This is a genomic window from Shewanella glacialipiscicola, from assembly GCF_023283485.1.
Lineage (GTDB): Bacteria > Pseudomonadota > Gammaproteobacteria > Enterobacterales > Shewanellaceae > Shewanella > Shewanella glacialipiscicola.
In genome coordinates this window covers 143,858-162,094 of the sequence record NZ_JAKILU010000003.1, presented here as the reverse complement: position 1 = coordinate 162,094, position 18,237 = coordinate 143,858, and the positions used below count along the sequence as shown (strand labels likewise).

Here is an 18,237-nt window from a genome sequence, read left to right as displayed (position 1 = left end):
CACTCACCTTTTACTTAACGGTTGGTTAACCCACGCGAATAAGACTGTGCTTACAGCGCAATTCGTTAACGGCCTAGGACAATTAACCGTAGCGCCCAGTAATATAATCTTCAGTCTTACGCTTTCTAGGCGTAGTAAAAATAGTATTGGTATCTGCGTATTCGACCAATTCACCCATATACATAAAAGCGGTTTGATCTGAGACTCGCGCCGCCTGTTGCATATTGTGCGTGACGATAACCACGGTATATTTAGTTTTAAGCTCAGAAATCAACTCTTCAATGGTCAAGGTTGAAATCGGATCCAGTGCTGATGTCGGCTCATCGAGTAATAACACCTCAGGTTCGATGGCAATCGCGCGGGCAATCACCAAACGTTGCTGTTGGCCGCCCGATAAACCAAAGGCGTTGTCATGTAATCTGTCTTTTACTTCGTCCCAAATTGCTGCGCCGCGCAGTGAACGCTCGGCCGCTTCGTCAAGTTCACGGCGGTTATTCAACCCTTGTAAACGCAAACCATAAACCACGTTTTCGTAAATCGATTTAGGGAACGGATTCGGGCGCTGGAACACCATACCCACGTTACGGCGCAGGGCCGCCACATCGATTTTTTTGTCATAAATATTCTGGCCGTGCAGCAAAATCTCGCCGTCAATATGGCAATTATCAACTAAGTCGTTCATACGGTTTATACAACGCAGCAAAGTTGATTTACCGCAACCGCTGGGGCCGATAAAAGCGGTGACTTGCTTCTTGGGGATCTTCATCGATACATTAAACAGCGCTTGTTTATCACCATAGCGCAAATCTAAGTTACGGATCTCAAGCGCAGTATCGTTGGGCGCTAAGTTAGCTAAATCAAGGTTGTTAGCTTTCAGGGCAGTCGAATCTATAGAAATCATATTCAGTCCTAATACTTTCAGGATAATCGCTGGTTAGTGCTCAAGCGAACGGTATTTTTCACGTAAGTGGTTACGTACACTAATGGCCGTCAAGTTCAGTGCCACAATCACAGACACCAGCAAGAAGGAGGTTGCATACACCAGAGGACGCGCCGCTTCAACGTTAGGACTCTGGAAACCCACATCATAAATATGGAACCCTAAGTGCATGAACTTACGTTCTAAATGCACAAACGGAAAGTTAAGATCTAATGGTAATGTTGGCGCTAATTTTACTACGCCCACCAACATCAGTGGTGCCACTTCACCGGCGGCGCGCGCCACCGCTAAAATCAAACCTGTCATGATTGCTGGGCTTGCCATTGGCAGCACGATGCGCCACAGGGTTTCGGCCTTAGTTGCCCCCAATGCCAAACTACCTTGACGCACAGCGCTTGGAATACGACTTAACCCTTCTTCAGTCGACACGATAACCACTGGCAGCGTCAAAATCGCTAAGGTTAATGCTGACCAAATCACTCCGGGCGAGCCAAAGGTGGGTGATGGCAATGCTTCAGCGAAAAACAATTGGTCGATTGAGCCGCCCATCACGTAGACGAAGAACCCTAAACCAAATACGCCATACACAATCGAGGGCACGCCCGCTAAGTTAATCACCGCAATGCGGATCATCTTAGTAATTGGACCTTTCTTGGCGTATTCATGCAGATAAACCGCCGCGACCACGCCAAATGGCGTCACGATAACCGCCATTAACATCACCATGAATACAGTACCGAAAATGGCCGGAAATACGCCGCCCTCGGTATTGGCTTCACGCGGGTCGTCACTCACAAAACGGCCGATCCCAACAAACCATTTACCGACTTTATCGATAAAAGTTAAGTGATTTACGTAGGTTACATCAAGCACGGTATCAAGCTTAAGCTCGACATCTTTCCCGCGCATATCCCGCACGATTACAGAATCTCGCGCCGCATCATCACGCAGGGCAAATAATGCTTTTTCAAGTACGAGATAATCTTTTTGCAGTTGCGCTTTTTTAGCGGCGAGCTCGGCTTTATTACTGTCGGTTAGCTCGCCATCTAGCTCGTAACGGCGCTCCTGCAAACGCAGCTTTTCAATAGCATAGTTAATCGAGCCAATGTCTTGTTTCTGCAAATCGACCGCTTTGTCCGCTAGGGCAACTGCGCGCTCGATATGATCCATTAAGGATGATTCTATCGCATCGTTGACTAAATCAAGACGTTTACCGTTTTCAATCACAGCCACGGGATAACCGTAAAAATTACCGTTTTTGGTTCGCTCAATCATGGCGACATCGCTTGGCGTAGTGCGACTTAAAATATCTGTACCCAGTATCCAGCGAAAATCTAGGCCTACAAATTCACGGTTACCGGTTTTAACAAGATAACGGCTTACAAATTCTCCAGGAGACTGCTTAAACACATGGCCCGCGGCAATCAAACGCTCAGTTGGCACTTCTTCTCGGTCATAAATCTCACCAATTAAGGTTGACCGTACACCAGTATTATCTTCCAGTTCCCACTGGTACACAGTGGCGGGCCAAAAATAACTTAATCCACGCCATGCGATTAACAGTAGTAAGCCTAATACGGCAATCAAACTGATGCTCACCGCGCCGCCCGTCATCCATATCCATGGCGAGCCTGATTTTACCCACTTACCCATTGCACAAACCTCTCAAGGTCGCTGGCGAAATAGTATTTAATATCATTATTTTATCCCCGTTACAGCGAGCTATAGCGTTCACGTAGACGCTGTCTCACTACTTCTGCAATGGTGTTAAAGAAGAAGGTAAAGATGAATAGCACAAACGCCGCGAGGAACAGCACACGATAATGCGAGCTACCAATAGCCGACTCAGGCATTTCAACGGCAATGTTTGCCGCTAAGGTTCGCATCCCTTCGAACACACTCCACTCCATAATGGCAGTGTTACCGGTTGCCATTAATACAATCATGGTTTCACCTACTGCGCGGCCAAGGCCCATCATAATTGCCGAGAAAATACCGGGACTTGCGGTTAACAGCACTACCCGCGTCAGTGTTTGCCAAGGCGTAGCACCTAAAGCTAAGCTGCCGTTTGATAAATGGCGTGGTACGGAGAAAATGGCATCTTCTGCAATAGAGAAAATGGTTGGAATAACCGCAAAGCCCATGGCAATACCCACCACCAGCGCGTTACGTTGATCGAAAGTGATGCCCAGTTCGTTAGTAATAAACTCACGGGTATTACCATCAAACAGCGCCACTTCAATAGCAGGACTGATGGCAAAAGAGAACCATCCCACAAAACAGACCACAGGGATCAACATCAGCTCTTGGTAAACTTCCGGTAAACGTTGCTTCCAAATAGCGGGTAACTGACTCCAGCCATAGGCAGAGGCAAGAATCGAGGTGGGTAACAGGATAAGTAAAATCAAAATACCGGGGAGATGCTCTTCAATTAGCGGCGCTAACCATAGACCCGCCAAGAAACCTAAAATAACCGTCGGCAAGGCCTCCATGATTTCGATGGTCGGTTTAACTAAACCGCGTACCTTGGGCGACATAAAGTACGCCGTGTAAATGGCACCGGCAATGGCTAACGGTACGGCAAATAACATGGCATAAAACGCCGCTTTCATGGTGCCGTAAGCTAATGGCATTAAGCTCATCTTAGCTTCAAAATCGTCAGATCCAGAAGTGGACTGCCAAACATATTGTGGCTCTGGATAACCCTCATACCACACCTTGTCCCACATCGCGCTCCATGACACTTCTGGGTGAGTATTTTCCACACTGAAGATATGTAGCTTTTTATCAGCCTCAACCACAATGCCGTTTGAACGGGGCGTAAAGCCCATTTTACCCGGATTTTTAAGGTCAAATTTTTCGTCAAACAATTCACGATGACTGGTGGTGTAGAGCAATGTAAGCTCACCTTCTGGGCTCACTGTCGCAAAACTTTTACGATAGAATTCTGAAGCGATGGAGTTAATTGGCGGTAAGTCATCAAACTGGCGAATTTCTTGATATAAACGCCCTTTTGGGCCGTTAACTTGGAAGTACTGAGTCACAATACCCGTGTCGTAACTGACCAATAATGAGCTCGCCCCCGCCAGTAAAGCCACGTTATTAACGTGTGCTTTGGCGCGTTCAACATCAATCACCTGCAGCAGGTCAATACTGTCAGCCTCTGCAATGTTATACACAAAGATTTTATTGCCCGTTTGCAACATCAATTGACGTTGATCGGGCGTCATCAGCTCATGGGAGACTTTTTTCGGTGCATCTTGAATTTGTGACGTTGTAGAAACCCATTCCACGGTTTCTGTCATCATGTTCTCTTGCCCTTCCAAACGCGCGAGGCGCCAAGCGCCATTATCATCTTGATAAGCAAAGCTCATTTTATCTGAATTATAAGTGAAAGTTAGTTTGTGAATCGCACTCCCCGCGCTATCTACGGTAATGGGAGTTTCACCTGCAGGATAGACTAACTTAGGCGTAATTAAGCGTTGGTTATTGGGGTAACTTAAACCAAACTCTAGGCCAACAACTAAAGCCTGACCGTTACTTAAGCCCAGCGCGAAACGTTGCTCACTCGGCGCGGCAATCGCAGCACTGGTTACACTTACGCCCGTTGGCAGTGGCGGCGTAAAGCTAGATAGTAGGCTACCATCAGCAACGGTATAAAAGTCTACTTGGCCATCAACGGCCACGCGGTACATCACTTCATTTTGCTCATCGGCGCCCACCATTAAGGTTGCCACATCGCCATGTTGGTAGCTCACACTCTTAACCGGGGTGACACTGGCACTATCAAAAATAGGTTTAATCACATATAACAAATAAAAGAAAATCAACAATAAGGCGACAAACACCATAGTGCCGCCAATAGTGACCCCGATTTGTGCCGCTTTATCCTTAAACGCCCTACGATTCGAGCGCCCGCCTTTAAGCATACTGTGCGATAAAGAACCAGGTTGAGTGACCTGACTTTCCATGAAGAACCTCGATGATTAATAACTAGCGAGTTTTCCGCTAGGATTTGCTAAGTGCTATGCTTACACTGTTTGGACGTAAACTGAGCAATAACAACATCCTTTATTCTAAGTGCGTTGGATTATATGACGCAAAGATGACAGTTGTGTTACACCCCATTTAAAAATCGGTGCTTTTTGCAAAAATAGGAGCCAACCATAATGCTACGATATTTAATCACCTTACAAGCACCTGATAGAAAAGGATTAGTAGAACAAATCGCCCATGCAGTAAGCCGCCATGGGGGTAATTGGCTCGACTCAGAATTACGCCATATTGACGGGGTTTTTGCCGCAATATTACTGCTCGAAATGCCCTCACTGCGTATAGATGAGTTAATTGAAGCGTTAGAATGCATCGATAGCCTTAGTCTCACCTACTCCAAAACTGCTATTTCCCTTAAGCCTATCAAACGCTTAAGTTACAATTTGGTCGCCTATGACAGACCCGGACTCGTGCTTGATATCTCAAATAAAATCAATGCTCTTGGCATTAATATCGAGCAGTTTAGTAGCCAATATGAAACCGCAGGCCACACTGGTATTGCCCTGTTTAGAGCAACCATAGGCCTTGGACTCACCGATCCCGCCCAAGAAGATAAACTGCTGCAATCTCTCTATGATCTTGGTGATGATTTAGTGCTTGATAGATTAAGTCGTTAGCATACAAACAAATAGTAAGAGGTAAACAGTGTTCAATTTGCGAACAGTCCTATACCGGCGGTTCGCATTAAGCCGTCGAGACCGGTGAAACGGTAAAACGGTAAAACTGACTCTACTGGCGTTCTTATTTAACTCTCCCAATAGCTTTTCTCTTTCCCACTCTCAATCGAGAATTTCTATCTAAACGGCATTGGATAATCTTGTATACTGACGGCCACTCAATGACGATAAAGATAATCTCTGTACCCAAACGCTTGATGGGCGACTAATACCAATCGTATTAACTATCTGTTCATTCAGCGGGAGTTCAACGCGCTTTAGACAAGGCGAAGGCTTGAAGGCATAGTGGTGCTCTGTCGAAAGCCTTAAACGCAGTATAAAGCGCGTTGCTATGCAGTTAAATCAGCCGCCCTTTGGGAGCTTCACAGGCATCCTACTCCCGTGTTGCATTGACTTAAAAGGGAATAACCATTTCTGCGTCAATGCGCCTCGGATTGAAATATCTGTGAGGCTCTGAACTGATTAGATAGTTAATGTGGTTGGTATAAAGTACACCGATGACCGCAATACATTAGGATGACCATGTTAGGAACGCTAAAAAAAATGCGCGCACTGTTAGATGACGCGCAACAAGTGCAATACCAGCTCGTAGTGGGTGATGAGTTACTCCCGCTCAATCCATTGATAGGCAAGCAATTAACCTTGACTCATACGGGCAATATTTTTTGCTGTAACTGCGGTAAAAAGAGCAAAAAGAGTTACTCGCAAGGCCATTGTTTTGTTTGTATGCAAAAGCTCGCCAGTTGCGATATGTGCATCATGAAGCCGGAAACTTGCCATTATGACCAAGGCACTTGCCGCGAACCAGAATGGGCGCAAAGCCACTGTTTTGTGCCGCATTATGTTTATCTGTCCAATACCTCGGGTGTCAAAGTGGGCATTACTCGCCACAATCAGCTACCAACACGCTGGATTGACCAAGGTGCAACACAAGGCTTGCCGATTTTTAAAGTGTCGACCCGCCAACTGTCTGGTTTAGTGGAAGTGGAACTGGCAAAACTGGTCAACGACAAAACCCATTGGCAAGCCATGTTAAAGGGCCACGCTGACGATATTGATTTAACAGCAAAAGCGGCTGAACTTATCCCACTAATTGAGGCTAAGTTGCACGAAATCGGTATGCAAAAAGGCGATTACAGTATTGAACGTTTACATGAAACGATTCAGCCAATTCATTATCCGATAGACACGTTTCCGAAGAAAATAATCTCCCACAACTTCGATAAAGAAGTGATTGTAAGCGGCATTTTGCAGGGAATTAAGGGGCAGTATTTACTGTTTGATACGGGCGTAATTAATATTCGTAAGTTTTCATCCTACGAAGTCAGCGTTGAACACGGCTAATTATTCCGTAGAACAATACCCAGAGTATAAAAATAAGCATTTGAGAATTAAGCATAAAAAGCGCAACAGTTTTCACTGTTGCGCTTTTTTATTAGGATAACAATTGCTCAAACATGCCTTTGCGACTCAAATCATCACTAAAAATAGCAAACACTTCGCAATTAAACCCCACTTGTATTTACATGGTTACCGCTATGATGAAAGGCTTTTTTACCTGTATTAAGGCGTCACATTAACTAAGGGCAGATTAGTCAACATTGAATCGATTAAGCTGTCAAAGTTTGTCGTCAACTCATCTATTTTTTCGACGTTACCAAAACCTTGGGCAAGCACTCGCCAAATGAGATCATTACCCCCTTGCACTCCGATAGGTTTAAAAAGCGCAATTAACACCGTACCTTTATCATATTTTTGGGTGTTAACACCTTCGGTTGACAACCCCGCGACCAAGCCTGCTACTGCGAGAATTTGCGCATCACTCATTTCAGTGCCCATAGCGACGCCAAATCCCACCTGAAAATCCGCCAATTGTGGATCTTCAACAAAACGATAACCCTTAGCTTGCAAGGTCCGTTTCAATACATTTTGCATATGCTGTGATACTTGCTGTGGATCCAATCGTTTATCGGTAATAATTCTATGTAACTCGGGATGCCAAGAAAATGTCGTTGCCGAAGTAGATAATCCACTGAGATCGCCAGCCATAACAATGGTAGTTCTCAAGGGTTGTGCAGCATTATCTTCTACTGTGACACACCCTGCCAGGCTGGCGATGGCCATAAAGCTCAAAATTAACATCCGTAAATATCTCTTTAACAGGCTATCTATCATGCTCGTTTACCCCATTTAGTCCAATTTGCTGTAAGGATAGTGACTATTTTAAACTTCGAAAGTTGATATCCATCATAGTGTTAAATCATCTTTTTTCGATATTAACGTAGCATGTGCTTAATAGCTAAAAAATAACCACCATGCTCATGCCAATAACCGTTTCAAGAAAACATATTTCGTTATTATTTTTATCTTATAAACTCGTTATAACCTATAGGCGTTGCAATCTTTAACCGCTAAAATGCGTCGCCTGCGCTAAATTAACCATATAAATAACAGCTTGATTACTAACAAGTGAGCAAATTGCCACTATATAACCAATTCGATAACCACAACACACTAAAGGTATAAGATCTATCTATGGAGTTAATACTCGCTATCGCGCTATTTGCCTTTTCATCTGGGATAACTCCTGGACCGAACAATATTATGTTGATGACCTCTGGGGTTAACTTCGGCGTTAAACGCAGTATTCCGCACCTTATGGGGATAAGCCTTGGGTTTCCCACCATGATCCTCGCGATTGGTTTAGGGTTAAGCGCCTTATTTCAAACTTATCCCGTTATCCATCAAATCATTAAGGTCGTTGGTATCGCGTACCTTTTATATCTATCGTGGTTGATTGCCAATAGTAGTAGCAAAATGGAAGGCAAGACCATTGCCAAACCCTTTAGCTTTATTCAAGCCGCAGCATTTCAATGGGTTAATCCTAAAGGTTGGATTATGGCTGTAGGCGCCATAGCGACCTTTACATCAGTACAGCAAGATTTAACAGCACAAGTGATTACTATCGCCACAGTATTTTTATGTATTGCTTTCCCCTGTGCGCTCGTCTGGCTTGGTTTTGGCGTGGTGCTAAAGCGCCTGTTGAAAAATCCTCGGCAGCAAAAAATCTTCAATATCAGTATGGCCGTCTTGCTTGTGGCGTCTATCATCCCTATGATCGCCCCCTGATTTTAACTCCAGTACGAGCCACAACCATGAACGAAATCGACATGATCATTACACACACCGACAACTGGGTAAAAAATGTGATCATGAAATACAATATTTGCCCGTTCGCCAGGCGAGAAGTCGAGCGCGGCACTATTCGGTATCTGGTGGTGGAACAAACAAAAGTTAAACTCGTGCTTAAGGCATTAATTGAAGAATGCCAATTCCTCGACGCGCACCCAGAAGCCGAAACTACGCTATTTATTCTACCCCGCGGTTTTGAGGGTTTTTACGCCTATCTCGATCTTATCGATATGGCAACCGATGCGCTTATCGACAACGACTATGAAGGTATTTATCAACTGGCCACCTTCCACCCAGATTATTGTTTCGATGGTGAACTACAGGATGCTCCAGCCAACTTTACCAACCGCGCGCCCTACCCAACCCTGCACATCATCCGCGAAGCCAGCATGGAACTCGCATTAGCCAACTACACAGATCCCGAAACCATCCCTGAGCGCAACATCGCCTTTTGCCAACGTAAAGGCAGTGACTTTTTCGTCAAGCTGTTAGCTGAATGTATGGGGAAATAGCTTTTATACCGATCGTATTAAATATCTGTTCATTCAGCGGGAGTTCAACGCGCTTTAGACAAGGCGAAGGCTTGAAGGCATAGTGGTGCTCTGTCTAAAGCTTTGAACGCAGTATAAAGCGCGTTGAAACCCGCCCTTCGGGAGCCACACAGGCATCCCACTCCGGTGTTGCATTGACTTAAAAGGGAATAACCATTTCTGCGTCAATGCGCCTTGGATTGAGATGCCTGTGAGGCCCTGAACTGATTAGATATTTAATGTGATTGGTATTACATTTCATTCTTAGCGATGAAAATAAAGTCATTATAAAGGATTAGTAAAACTTGACGCAGACATATGGATCAGGAGGTTTGAGCATGGGATATGGAAGTTATTGGAAGCTTACGATACCACACAGACTTTGCCTTGTATAAAATCCAGCCAAATCTATGCAAAAACTGACTCTAAAAAAGTTAACACATCCTAATCATTCAAAAGTGTTATTAGGGTTGAGGTGTCCACTACTTTGCTAGATTGTAGATAAATATTTACCGCAAAAAAGTGTGAATACTCATCAAAGTATCCACACTTTGACCCATTACATTGGGCGATTTTTTTCGATAAGACGATTAAAAATCGCGTTCACAGATAACGAAGCGCCATGGGCAATTTTATCGGCTAATTTTTTTCTAATTTGATAACGAATCTTATACACATTGCGCTCACCCGCAAGAGACATAATCACATCATCACTGGTAGAAATTGCATCGACTAAACCTAATTCAATGGCTTGTTGACCGTACCAATGTTCACCTGTAGCAACTTTTGCTAGATCGAGTTCAGGCCGATATTTACCGACAAACTCTTTAAATAAAACATGGGTTTCTTCTAATTCTTCTTGAAACTTCTGTCTTCCTTCATCGGTATTTTCACCAAACACAGTCAAAGTACGTTTGAAGTTACCCGCGGTATGCTGCTCATAATCAATTTCATGCTTTTTCAACAACCGACTAAAGTTAGGCAATTGAGCCACAACACCAATTGAACCCACAATGGCAAAGGGAGCGGCGTAAATTTTATTGGCAACACAGGCCATCATATAACCCCCACTGGCGGCCACTTTATCAACGCACACCGTTAGCGGGATATTTGCTTGGCGTAAACGATCGAGTTGGCTAGAGGCTAGACCATAGCCATGTACCATACCGCCGCCACTTTCAACATTAACAACCACCTCATCGCCTTTGTCGGCGATAGCCAAAATGGCACTGATTTCTTCACGCAGTGACGCAACTTCAGCGGCATCGATACTACCTTTGAAATCGATGACAAACACTTTGCCCGTGCTGGCATCATCAGCAGCTTTGTCTTTCGCCTTTTCTTCAGCCTTTAATTGCTTTTCATAGGCTTTGAATTGTTTCTTTGAAAGGAGTTCTTCTTTTAAGCCATGCTTCAGTTCTTCTAACTCTTCAGACAGATTAGTGATCCTTAGCTCGCCCTTATCTGACTTATGCTTAACAGTGGAAGCCAACACCACAATAATAACAGCAACAATTGCGACAACTATCGTGGCAGCTTTCGCCAAAAACATTCCATACTCGTATAAAAATTCCAAAGCGCTCTCCGTTAGGGTACTTCACTCAATCAATTACGCGCTATTCTAACAGCCTAAAGGCCCATAAAAAAACCCAGCATTTGCTGGGTTTTTCAGATTAAAGCAAGATTAGTTAGGACAAGTCGCAATGACTTCACTGTTTGTCACTAAAATCGTCGCATCATTTTTACCTGCAGTGGCAGCATAGGTTGCCACTTGAGTCTGCATTTCAACAGTTGCTGCGGCGGCCATACCGTCAGTAGCGTCCGTTTCACCTGGACTCACAATCGAGCTATGGTGACCTTTAGCGAAGCGCACTGCGCCTGGGCCTTTTTCTGTGCTATCAACGCAAGGTAATCCAATAGCAGCAATCAGTGGCTCTGTGCCCGAAAGAGGGAAGTTATCCACACGGTTCGGTAACACTTGATCAGGTAAGTTACCGTTACCATCGCCTGCGATTTCAATTAAGTGCACCGGTAAACCCGTTGCTTTTAACATTACTGCATGGTTTACAGGATCCGCCGAATCCACGGCCGTTTGTACTGCAAAGGCAAACGTCGGAATAAACTGCGCATATACGGCTTGTACTAATGCCGCATATTCAGGACTACCCAGCTCATAACCTGCCGTGTTAGCTGCATTGACCAACGCTTGGAAAGTTGGCGATGCGGAGATATTGCTAAACAACACAGGGCCAAAGGTTGCTGAACCCGCAAATGAACCCGCTAAGCCACCTGCTGGTGCCACTAGCGATACCGCATTGATAGCATAAGGGTTAGGTAATGCACTTCCCGTTGCAGGATCTTTCATGCCTGTACTGGCATAGGTCGCAAAATCAGTACCGACGATAGCGCCTAAGCTAAGGCCTTGTGCACTGATTTTAGACACATCAAATACTTGTGGCTGACCTGCTTTTGCTAAGCCCTGCGCTAAACCGGTCAGCGCAAGACGCACACCTAAATGGTCCATCGTTGCTTGACGGAAATTATCACGCACCGACAAGGTGCTTGATATGTTCACAAACACTAATGGATTGCCATTTTTAAAGGCATCCGGTGTACCGACAACAGCACCGAAAGAAGGATCGGTTGCCGAGACTTCATAGATACCATCGCCGTTAGCATCGAATGAACGCGCTCCATGGAGCGGCATATCAATGGCAATCGTTGCAACCCCCATCGCCGCATATGAACCAGCGTAGGCCAATGACATTTCTTTACCACCCCCTAACCCGTGCAGTGCGATTGTTGTTGGCCAGCCCGCGGTCGGTGGGGTAAAAGGAATACCTTGTTGCTGGTAAAAGTTCGCTAATCTTACTTCATTTGGCATAGAAATCAGTACAGATACAGTTTCATAACCCTTGATGGCTGGGATTGGGTTAAATTTAGTGAGATGCTTGGTCTTATCTACCGCTGTACCATCATCTAATAGCCAGGTTTTACCCGCCATTAAAGACGGATTCGCTAAAGCATCGGCAGGATTTGCAATACCATTAGCGACTGCCTGCATACCAAAGTTAGTTTGACTTAGTTTGCCTGCTTGTAATGCAAGCAATACCGAGACAGGGCTATCACCTTGTGCTTTCCAACGGCCGTTAATTAATGGCTGCCCTGCAGACGATAAACAGCTCACTGAAGAACAGTCACCGTAAATAGGCAGTTTAATTTTTGCGGTATACACATCCGCTAAGCTTGCCACTACATAGGCTTTTCCTGCAGCAGGAGTTAAACCCGCGGCTTGTGCAACGGTATAACCCGCTGGCGTTGGCGTTTGAGCAAAGCTTGGTGCATAGGGGGCGCCCCTCGCCATCAGCAGTTTAGTGGTTTCATACACATTCGCGATTGACTGTGTCGTAAATAAACCAGAGTAACTAATCGTTGATGGATCAACATTGTGAGCCGCTGCGATCCCTTTTTCATAGCTATTGATTAAGGTTTGCAGCATGAGCTGGTCTGGCGTTTCTAACGGTAACGTATCAATATCCATCTTCAACAAACCATAGGTTGTTGATGGCGCAATACCGCGACCTTCAGAATCTTGAATAAGATTTGTTGTCGCATAAATATAAGACTGCCCAGCTTTAAGTGGCTTAAGAGGCACAATCACCACTTTTTTACCCGATGCAGTAGAAACAAAATCAACGCCAAACTGCAATTCAGCGCCCACTTTACACGCTGACACCGACGGCTTGGCCGTACATTCGGGATCAGAAGACAATGGACCGCCAACCGTCGCCTCAAACACTCTTACCGCGCCCGGTTGTGCAACTGATGCAGCCACTAACGTTAGTGGTGTGCCATCATTCTTTTTCGCTAAATCGATATCAATAGAAATGGGTGATGTTGTCGACCAACCATCTAACGCCCCAAGCGCTATTTGTGGGTCTACATAATTGCCCGAGTTTTCACCGGGAATGGATAAGGTCCCGTCAGTAGTACCACTGAAGAGCAAATCGTTCGGCAATGGCACTTTAGCATTAGCAGGGTCGAACACCATGTGTGATTCAGGGACGAGTGCTTCTGTCTTATCCTTGAGTTCGTTATAGCTGTCCTCACCACATCCAGTGAGTCCTAGCGCAGATGCAATCGCAACACCCAAAATGAGTCTTTTCATCTTTTTTCCCCAAATCTTGTTGTAATAGTTTTGTTTTCCCCAATAAATTAGTCACAATAGCTTCCAGCTCTGTGACTAAATAGGGCTTATGTTAGCCCCTAACTCATTTCAAGTTAACGTAAAAACATTGAGTTAGCTACAAGTTTGTCACAAACGTCATCGCTATTAATAACAAAGTTTCATTCATTTGTTTGAAACATGCGTTTATCACTTCGGCGACTCTAGAAGTGGCGGGCATTCCCGCCAAGAGGAAAAAAGACTCATGTTGGAATATCAAGCTGTAAAAGATTTACTCAAAGGCAAAACAATTTTAGTAACTGGGGCTGGGGCTGGTATTGGTCGCACAGCAGCCATCGAGTTTGCAAAGCACGGCGCTACGGTGATTTTACTGGGTAAAACAGTGAAAAAACTAGAGGCGGTTTACGATGAAATAGAACAAGCAGGTTATCCCAAGCCTGCAATCGTCCCATTAGATCTTAAGGGCGCGACCGAACAACATTATCGTGATATGGCTGATACCATCGCTGAACAATTTGACTCTTTAGACGGCTTATTACATAACGCGAGTTTGCTTGGCGCCTTAGGTCCGTTTGAACACATAGATATTCCATCACTCGAAGATGTACTGAAAGTAAACGTCATCGCGCAAGTCATGCTAACAAAAGCATTATTGCCTGTGATGCGCCAAGCACCAAGCGCCTCGATTATTTTTACCTCAAGCAGTGTCGGTCGCCAAGGTCGTGCCTATTGGGGGCCTTATGCCTTCTCTAAATTTGCCACCGAAGGCATGATGCAAGTTCTCGCCCATGAATGTGATGGCACGTCAATCCGTGTCAATAGTATCAATCCTGGCGCGACTCGCACTGAAATGCGCGCTAAAGCCTATCCTGCTGAAAATCCATTGGATCTTAAAACCTCAGAGGAAATTATGCCGACCTATTTATACTTAATGGGTCCAGATTCAAGCGCTGTGAACGGTCAACAGTTTAACGCTCAATAAATTTCGTTACGCACAAAAAAGCCCTTTCAACCGAACATTGAAAGGGCTTTTTATTAATCAAAATCCAGCCAGACTAGGTTACAGCCATAGTTACTTCGCCATAACTGCCTTCATTAATACTTCAGTGGTGAATTTATCATTATTTATCACAGGAAATCTGTCATAGGTTTGGAAAATCACTTGATCTTGATACTTGATCATCGCCACTACGCCATATTGAATATTTTTGTCGATTGATTTAGCGGGTAACGTAAATTTAAATGGCACAGGCGCCCTGGCAATGTTAAAGGTTTTTTGCGCAACAATAACACCCGGCGTATTCAAATCTATGATAGCAATCGTAATTTGACAACCTTGTGGTAACGGGAGCTGTTCTAAATAACCCGCGGCGCCATTGATGATAACAGGCTGCTCGGGTTGTACCGTCACGCAGCCATTAAGCAACAATGCCATTAGAGAGAATACAATTAACGTCTTAATTTTAAGATACATTTTAATTTCCTTTTACCCTACGGATCAGCCCTTCTTGCGTAGCTGAAGCAACTAATTCACCCTGTTGATTGAAAAATTGTCCTCTAACATAACCTCGGCCACCACTGGCATTGGGGCTATCAATACTGTACAGCAGCCATTCGCCCATATTGATGGGTCGATGAAACCACATAGCATGATCTATCGTTGCCATTCTTACGCCAGGCGTCAAAAATGACACGCCATGGGGCTGAGCTGCCGTCACCAAAAAGTTAAAGTCGGATGCATATGCGAGTAAATACTCATGAATATGCGCATCATTTGGCATGGGGCCATTAGCTCTTAACCAAACATAACGATAGGGCTGGGTTTCATTAGGAGCAAACGGGTGTAATGGATTGACGAGCCTCATCTCGATTGGCGCATCAGCCATAAATTTTTCGAGCATCCTTGTCGGTACTTTGTCCCGCAACGTCATCGCTAATTCTTGTTGGTTCAATAAACCTTCGGGGCCAACCACTTGCGGCATCGTCGCTTGGTGGCTAAACCCTTCCTCTGGTTCTTGGAAAGAACAGGTCATATGGAATATCGGCCGGCCTTTTTGGATAGCACTAACACGGCGGGCGCTAAAACTGCCACCATCACGCATGTTTTCCACTTCATAGACAATGGGTAACTTCTCGTCACCTGCCCGTAAAAAATAAGAATGTAATGAGTGAACTTTGCGCTCGGCGGGGACAGTTTGTTTCGCAGCACTCAATGCTTGTCCCATCACTTGGCCACCAAATACATGTCCAAATCCCAGATCTTGACTTTGACCACGGAACAGACCGATTTCAATTTGTTCAAGGGAAAGTAATGATAAAAGATCGTCTAATACCTGACTCATGGGGATCCTATTGCACAATTAGCCATTAATGCTAAAGGGTAACTCAGTTGGCCTTTAGCTGACTAGCCTTGTGTCGATTATTCGCAATGTGATCAATCAATTTTAATATGATGTTCTAGGGCACTTAAAATAGACCAAGACAGTACCTTATCTTCACCACAGGGATGTAAAGTTACAGGGAAAGAGCGGTATAACTGTCGCCAATGTTGTAACAGGTTATTAGGCGTCAACAGATCTTCATTAAAATACATCGGCTCAAACTCGACAAACATACCATGGCTAACACTGCCAGCTCCGGCAAGTAAATGTTGACCGTTAGGCGCTTGTTCGCTCACTAAAAATGCGGTAGTCGCCGTTAATGACTCAAAAGAAAATAGCGGCTGAATCACACTGGCTAAATGATGCTCTGTCATCGCAGTAACAGCATGGGGACATAGACTATTAACGTGAATATTATACGCATCACCTTCTAATGATAGGCAATTCACCATACCCACCAGCGCCATCTTACTCGCACTGAATCCTACTTGATGCAAATCACCAAACAAAGCCGAAGTGCCAGTGGTCATCATCACTCGACCAAAATTTTGTTGCTGCATATAGGGCCATACGGCTTGAGTCAGATAAAAGCAACCATTGAGATCGACATCCAATTGCCGTTGCCACTGCTCAAGCTTAATGTGCTCGAACGGACAAGCGCCGTAAACTCCCGCGTTATTAATCAAAATATCAATACGACGCCAACGGAGGATCACCTCCTCGACCATTCGATTAACCTCATCCCTGTGGCTCACATCAAGCATAAAGTAAATACAATCGCCACCGAGATTAATAATACTGTCGTAAGTTTGTATTAACGCCTGATTTGTCTGAGCGGCCTGTTCGCCGTTAATAAGCACAGACTCCTTGCAAGATAGCAACTGATCGACAAGTACGACTTTAGCCCCCCTCTCGGCCAACATAATCGCATAGGCACGTCCAAGCCCTGCTGCCGCCCCAGTGACTAATGCCACTTTATTATCGAAACGCATCCCAATGTGTCCTTACTGGTGAAGTAATGGCAGCAAAGCTTCGCCAAAATAACGCATAAAGTGCGACCGTAATGAACATCAATCGCCTCATATGGCCTCAAGCCATACATTGAAGTAATCAACAATACGAGCCGCCATTAACATCAACTATAGGAACATAGACTTTTATGCTTTTCTTTGAGCTTGGCGGCAAATCTTCGACCACATCAGTGAACATATGTGCGCTAATTCAAACTCTGTTACATGCGTTTATTAGATAGTGCTCACTTTCGAGTTAAATCTTGTTATGCTATGCATTAATAGAGCCCTAGCTTGAACCCATTCCCATTTACCCATAACGACTGGACACTATGAATCCTTGGATTTTAGCCATAAGACCTCGTACGCTCCCCGCAGCCATAGGTCCTTTACTCATCGGCAATATTCTTGCCCTGCATCTTGAGAGTTACAGCTGGTTAATTGCTGCAACCTCTATGCTTTGCGCTGTTTTATTACAGATTGCAGTCAATCTCGCTAACGACTATTTTGATTTTAAAAATGGCATTGATACCGCCGAACGCTTAGGCCCCATTCGCGTGACTCAAAGTGGGTTGCTTTCACCCTCTAGCGTCCGTAATGCGATGATCTTATGCCTGTTAATGGCGCTTGCGGTGGGTTCTTATTTAATTTGGCATGGCGGCTGGCCTATCGCCATTCTCGCCGCTGCCGCTATTTTAGGTGCGCTGGGTTACAGTGGTGGCCCCTATCCACTCGCCTCCCATGGCCTGGGCGAAGTCGCAGCCTTTATCTTTTTTGGATTAGTGGCCGTTGTCGGTAGTTACTATCTACAAGCGGGTGATACCACAATCAATGCGTGGTTATTAGGTTGTGCTATTGGGCTATTCAATGCGGCTATCATGCTGGTCAACAACACCCGCGATATTCGTACCGACACCCAAGCCGGCAAACATACTCTGGCTGTACGTATCGGCGAAGCGCAATCAAAAGTGCTATATCAAGCACTGATTTATCTGCCCTTTGGTCTCGTTATCGCAGGCTTCCTACTCGGCATTTTACCGGGACTCCCCGTATTGCTCGCGGGCTTATCACTGCTTATCGCCCGTAAACTTAGTAGTGATTTTTATGCTGTATCCGGCGAAGCTTTAAATCCATTACTCGGCCGCACAGCTAAATTAACCATGATTTTTAGTACTTTGTTTAGCGTAGGTCTAGTGTTTACCGCATAAGAGTAAAGCCGCTATGCTAATGCTATAAGACGCCCAAGCTTAATCCTGAATACAAAAAAG

General features: G+C 44.9%; 16 protein-coding genes and 1 pseudogene. 6 read left to right on the top strand and 11 right to left on the bottom strand.

Translation table 11 applies throughout. The features are described 5' to 3' along the window. Window positions 1-82: 82 nt before the first annotated feature. Genes pstB through L2717_RS03740 form a run of 3 tightly spaced genes read right to left on the bottom strand, consistent with a single transcriptional unit; the run spans window position 83 to window position 4,911 of the window. On the bottom strand, window positions 83-901 hold the full coding sequence (gene pstB, locus L2717_RS03750; protein WP_220772797.1) for a phosphate ABC transporter ATP-binding protein PstB: 819 nt from the start codon (window positions 899-901) through the stop codon (window positions 83-85). Window positions 902-934: 33 nt separating this feature from the next. Continuing rightward, window positions 935-2,593 (bottom strand): phosphate ABC transporter permease PstA, encoded by a 1,659-nt coding sequence (gene pstA / locus L2717_RS03745; RefSeq protein ID WP_220772796.1) that lies wholly within the window; start codon window positions 2,591-2,593, stop codon window positions 935-937. Between the two features lie 59 nt (window positions 2,594-2,652). Next, window positions 2,653-4,911, bottom strand: coding sequence for an ABC transporter permease subunit (locus L2717_RS03740; RefSeq protein ID WP_220772795.1), 2,259 nt, complete (start codon window positions 4,909-4,911; stop codon window positions 2,653-2,655). Between the two features lie 198 nt (window positions 4,912-5,109). On the opposite strand from L2717_RS03740, the gene L2717_RS03735 reads away from it, so the two are divergent. Next, window positions 5,110-5,610 carry a glycine cleavage system transcriptional repressor gene (locus tag L2717_RS03735; RefSeq protein ID WP_220772794.1) on the top strand — a complete coding sequence of 167 codons (501 nt, stop codon included), beginning with the start codon at window positions 5,110-5,112 and terminating at the stop codon, window positions 5,608-5,610. Window positions 5,611-5,790: 180 nt separating this feature from the next. Here L2717_RS03735 and L2717_RS03730 read toward each other — a convergent pair whose 3' ends face one another. Next, window positions 5,791-6,003 (bottom strand): hypothetical protein, encoded by a 213-nt coding sequence (locus L2717_RS03730; protein ID WP_246611725.1) that lies wholly within the window; start codon window positions 6,001-6,003, stop codon window positions 5,791-5,793. Window positions 6,004-6,192: 189 nt separating this feature from the next. On the opposite strand from L2717_RS03730, the gene L2717_RS03725 reads away from it, so the two are divergent. Beyond that, window positions 6,193-7,014, top strand: coding sequence for a DUF2797 domain-containing protein (locus tag L2717_RS03725; RefSeq protein WP_220772793.1), 822 nt, complete (start codon window positions 6,193-6,195; stop codon window positions 7,012-7,014). A gap of 219 nt (window positions 7,015-7,233) precedes the next feature. Here L2717_RS03725 and L2717_RS03720 read toward each other — a convergent pair whose 3' ends face one another. Further along, window positions 7,234-7,845: a DUF4136 domain-containing protein gene (locus tag L2717_RS03720; protein ID WP_220772792.1), complete on the bottom strand. Its 612-nt coding sequence runs from the start codon at window positions 7,843-7,845 to the stop codon at window positions 7,234-7,236. Between the two features lie 360 nt (window positions 7,846-8,205). Here L2717_RS03720 and L2717_RS03715 point away from each other — a divergent pair, with 360 nt between their 5' ends. After that, on the top strand, window positions 8,206-8,799 hold the full coding sequence (locus L2717_RS03715; RefSeq protein ID WP_220772791.1) for a LysE family translocator: 594 nt from the start codon (window positions 8,206-8,208) through the stop codon (window positions 8,797-8,799). A 26-nt stretch (window positions 8,800-8,825) separates the two neighbouring features. Further along, window positions 8,826-9,374, top strand: a complete 549-nt coding sequence (locus L2717_RS03710; protein ID WP_220772790.1) for a DUF1415 domain-containing protein — start codon at window positions 8,826-8,828, stop codon at window positions 9,372-9,374. Here L2717_RS03710 and L2717_RS18180 read toward each other — a convergent pair. The 3 genes and pseudogenes from L2717_RS18180 to L2717_RS03695 form a co-directional block, all read right to left on the bottom strand. Further along, window positions 9,343-9,522, bottom strand: a pseudogene (locus tag L2717_RS18180) (hypothetical protein). The gene L2717_RS03710 and the pseudogene L2717_RS18180 overlap by 32 nt on opposite strands. A 429-nt stretch (window positions 9,523-9,951) precedes the next feature. After that, entirely contained in the window at window positions 9,952-10,968 is a 1,017-nt protein-coding gene (sohB, locus tag L2717_RS03700; RefSeq protein WP_220772789.1) for a protease SohB, read from the bottom strand. Window positions 10,969-11,076: 108 nt separating this feature from the next. Then, window positions 11,077-13,560 (bottom strand): VolA/Pla-1 family phospholipase, encoded by a 2,484-nt coding sequence (locus tag L2717_RS03695; protein ID WP_220772788.1) that lies wholly within the window; start codon window positions 13,558-13,560, stop codon window positions 11,077-11,079. A gap of 262 nt (window positions 13,561-13,822) precedes the next feature. Here L2717_RS03695 and L2717_RS03690 point away from each other — a divergent pair, with 262 nt between their 5' ends. After that, window positions 13,823-14,560, top strand: a complete 738-nt coding sequence (locus L2717_RS03690; protein ID WP_220772787.1) for a YciK family oxidoreductase — start codon at window positions 13,823-13,825, stop codon at window positions 14,558-14,560. Window positions 14,561-14,650: 90 nt separating this feature from the next. Here L2717_RS03690 and L2717_RS03685 read toward each other — a convergent pair whose 3' ends face one another. The 3 genes from L2717_RS03685 to L2717_RS03675 all read right to left on the bottom strand — a co-directional run bounded on the left by L2717_RS03685 (window position 14,651) and on the right by L2717_RS03675 (window position 16,951). Further along, window positions 14,651-15,052, bottom strand: a complete 402-nt coding sequence (locus L2717_RS03685) for a YbaY family lipoprotein (protein ID WP_220772786.1) — start codon at window positions 15,050-15,052, stop codon at window positions 14,651-14,653. Window position 15,053: 1 nt separating this feature from the next. Continuing rightward, window positions 15,054-15,920: an acyl-CoA thioesterase II gene (gene tesB, locus L2717_RS03680; protein WP_220772785.1), complete on the bottom strand. Its 867-nt coding sequence runs from the start codon at window positions 15,918-15,920 to the stop codon at window positions 15,054-15,056. Window positions 15,921-16,012: 92 nt separating this feature from the next. After that, window positions 16,013-16,951 (bottom strand): SDR family NAD(P)-dependent oxidoreductase, encoded by a 939-nt coding sequence (locus tag L2717_RS03675; protein WP_220772784.1) that lies wholly within the window; start codon window positions 16,949-16,951, stop codon window positions 16,013-16,015. Between the two features lie 350 nt (window positions 16,952-17,301). On the opposite strand from L2717_RS03675, the gene L2717_RS03670 reads away from it, so the two are divergent. After that, window positions 17,302-18,177: a 1,4-dihydroxy-2-naphthoate polyprenyltransferase gene (locus L2717_RS03670; RefSeq protein WP_220772783.1), complete on the top strand. Its 876-nt coding sequence runs from the start codon at window positions 17,302-17,304 to the stop codon at window positions 18,175-18,177. Window positions 18,178-18,237 lie beyond the last annotated feature (60 nt).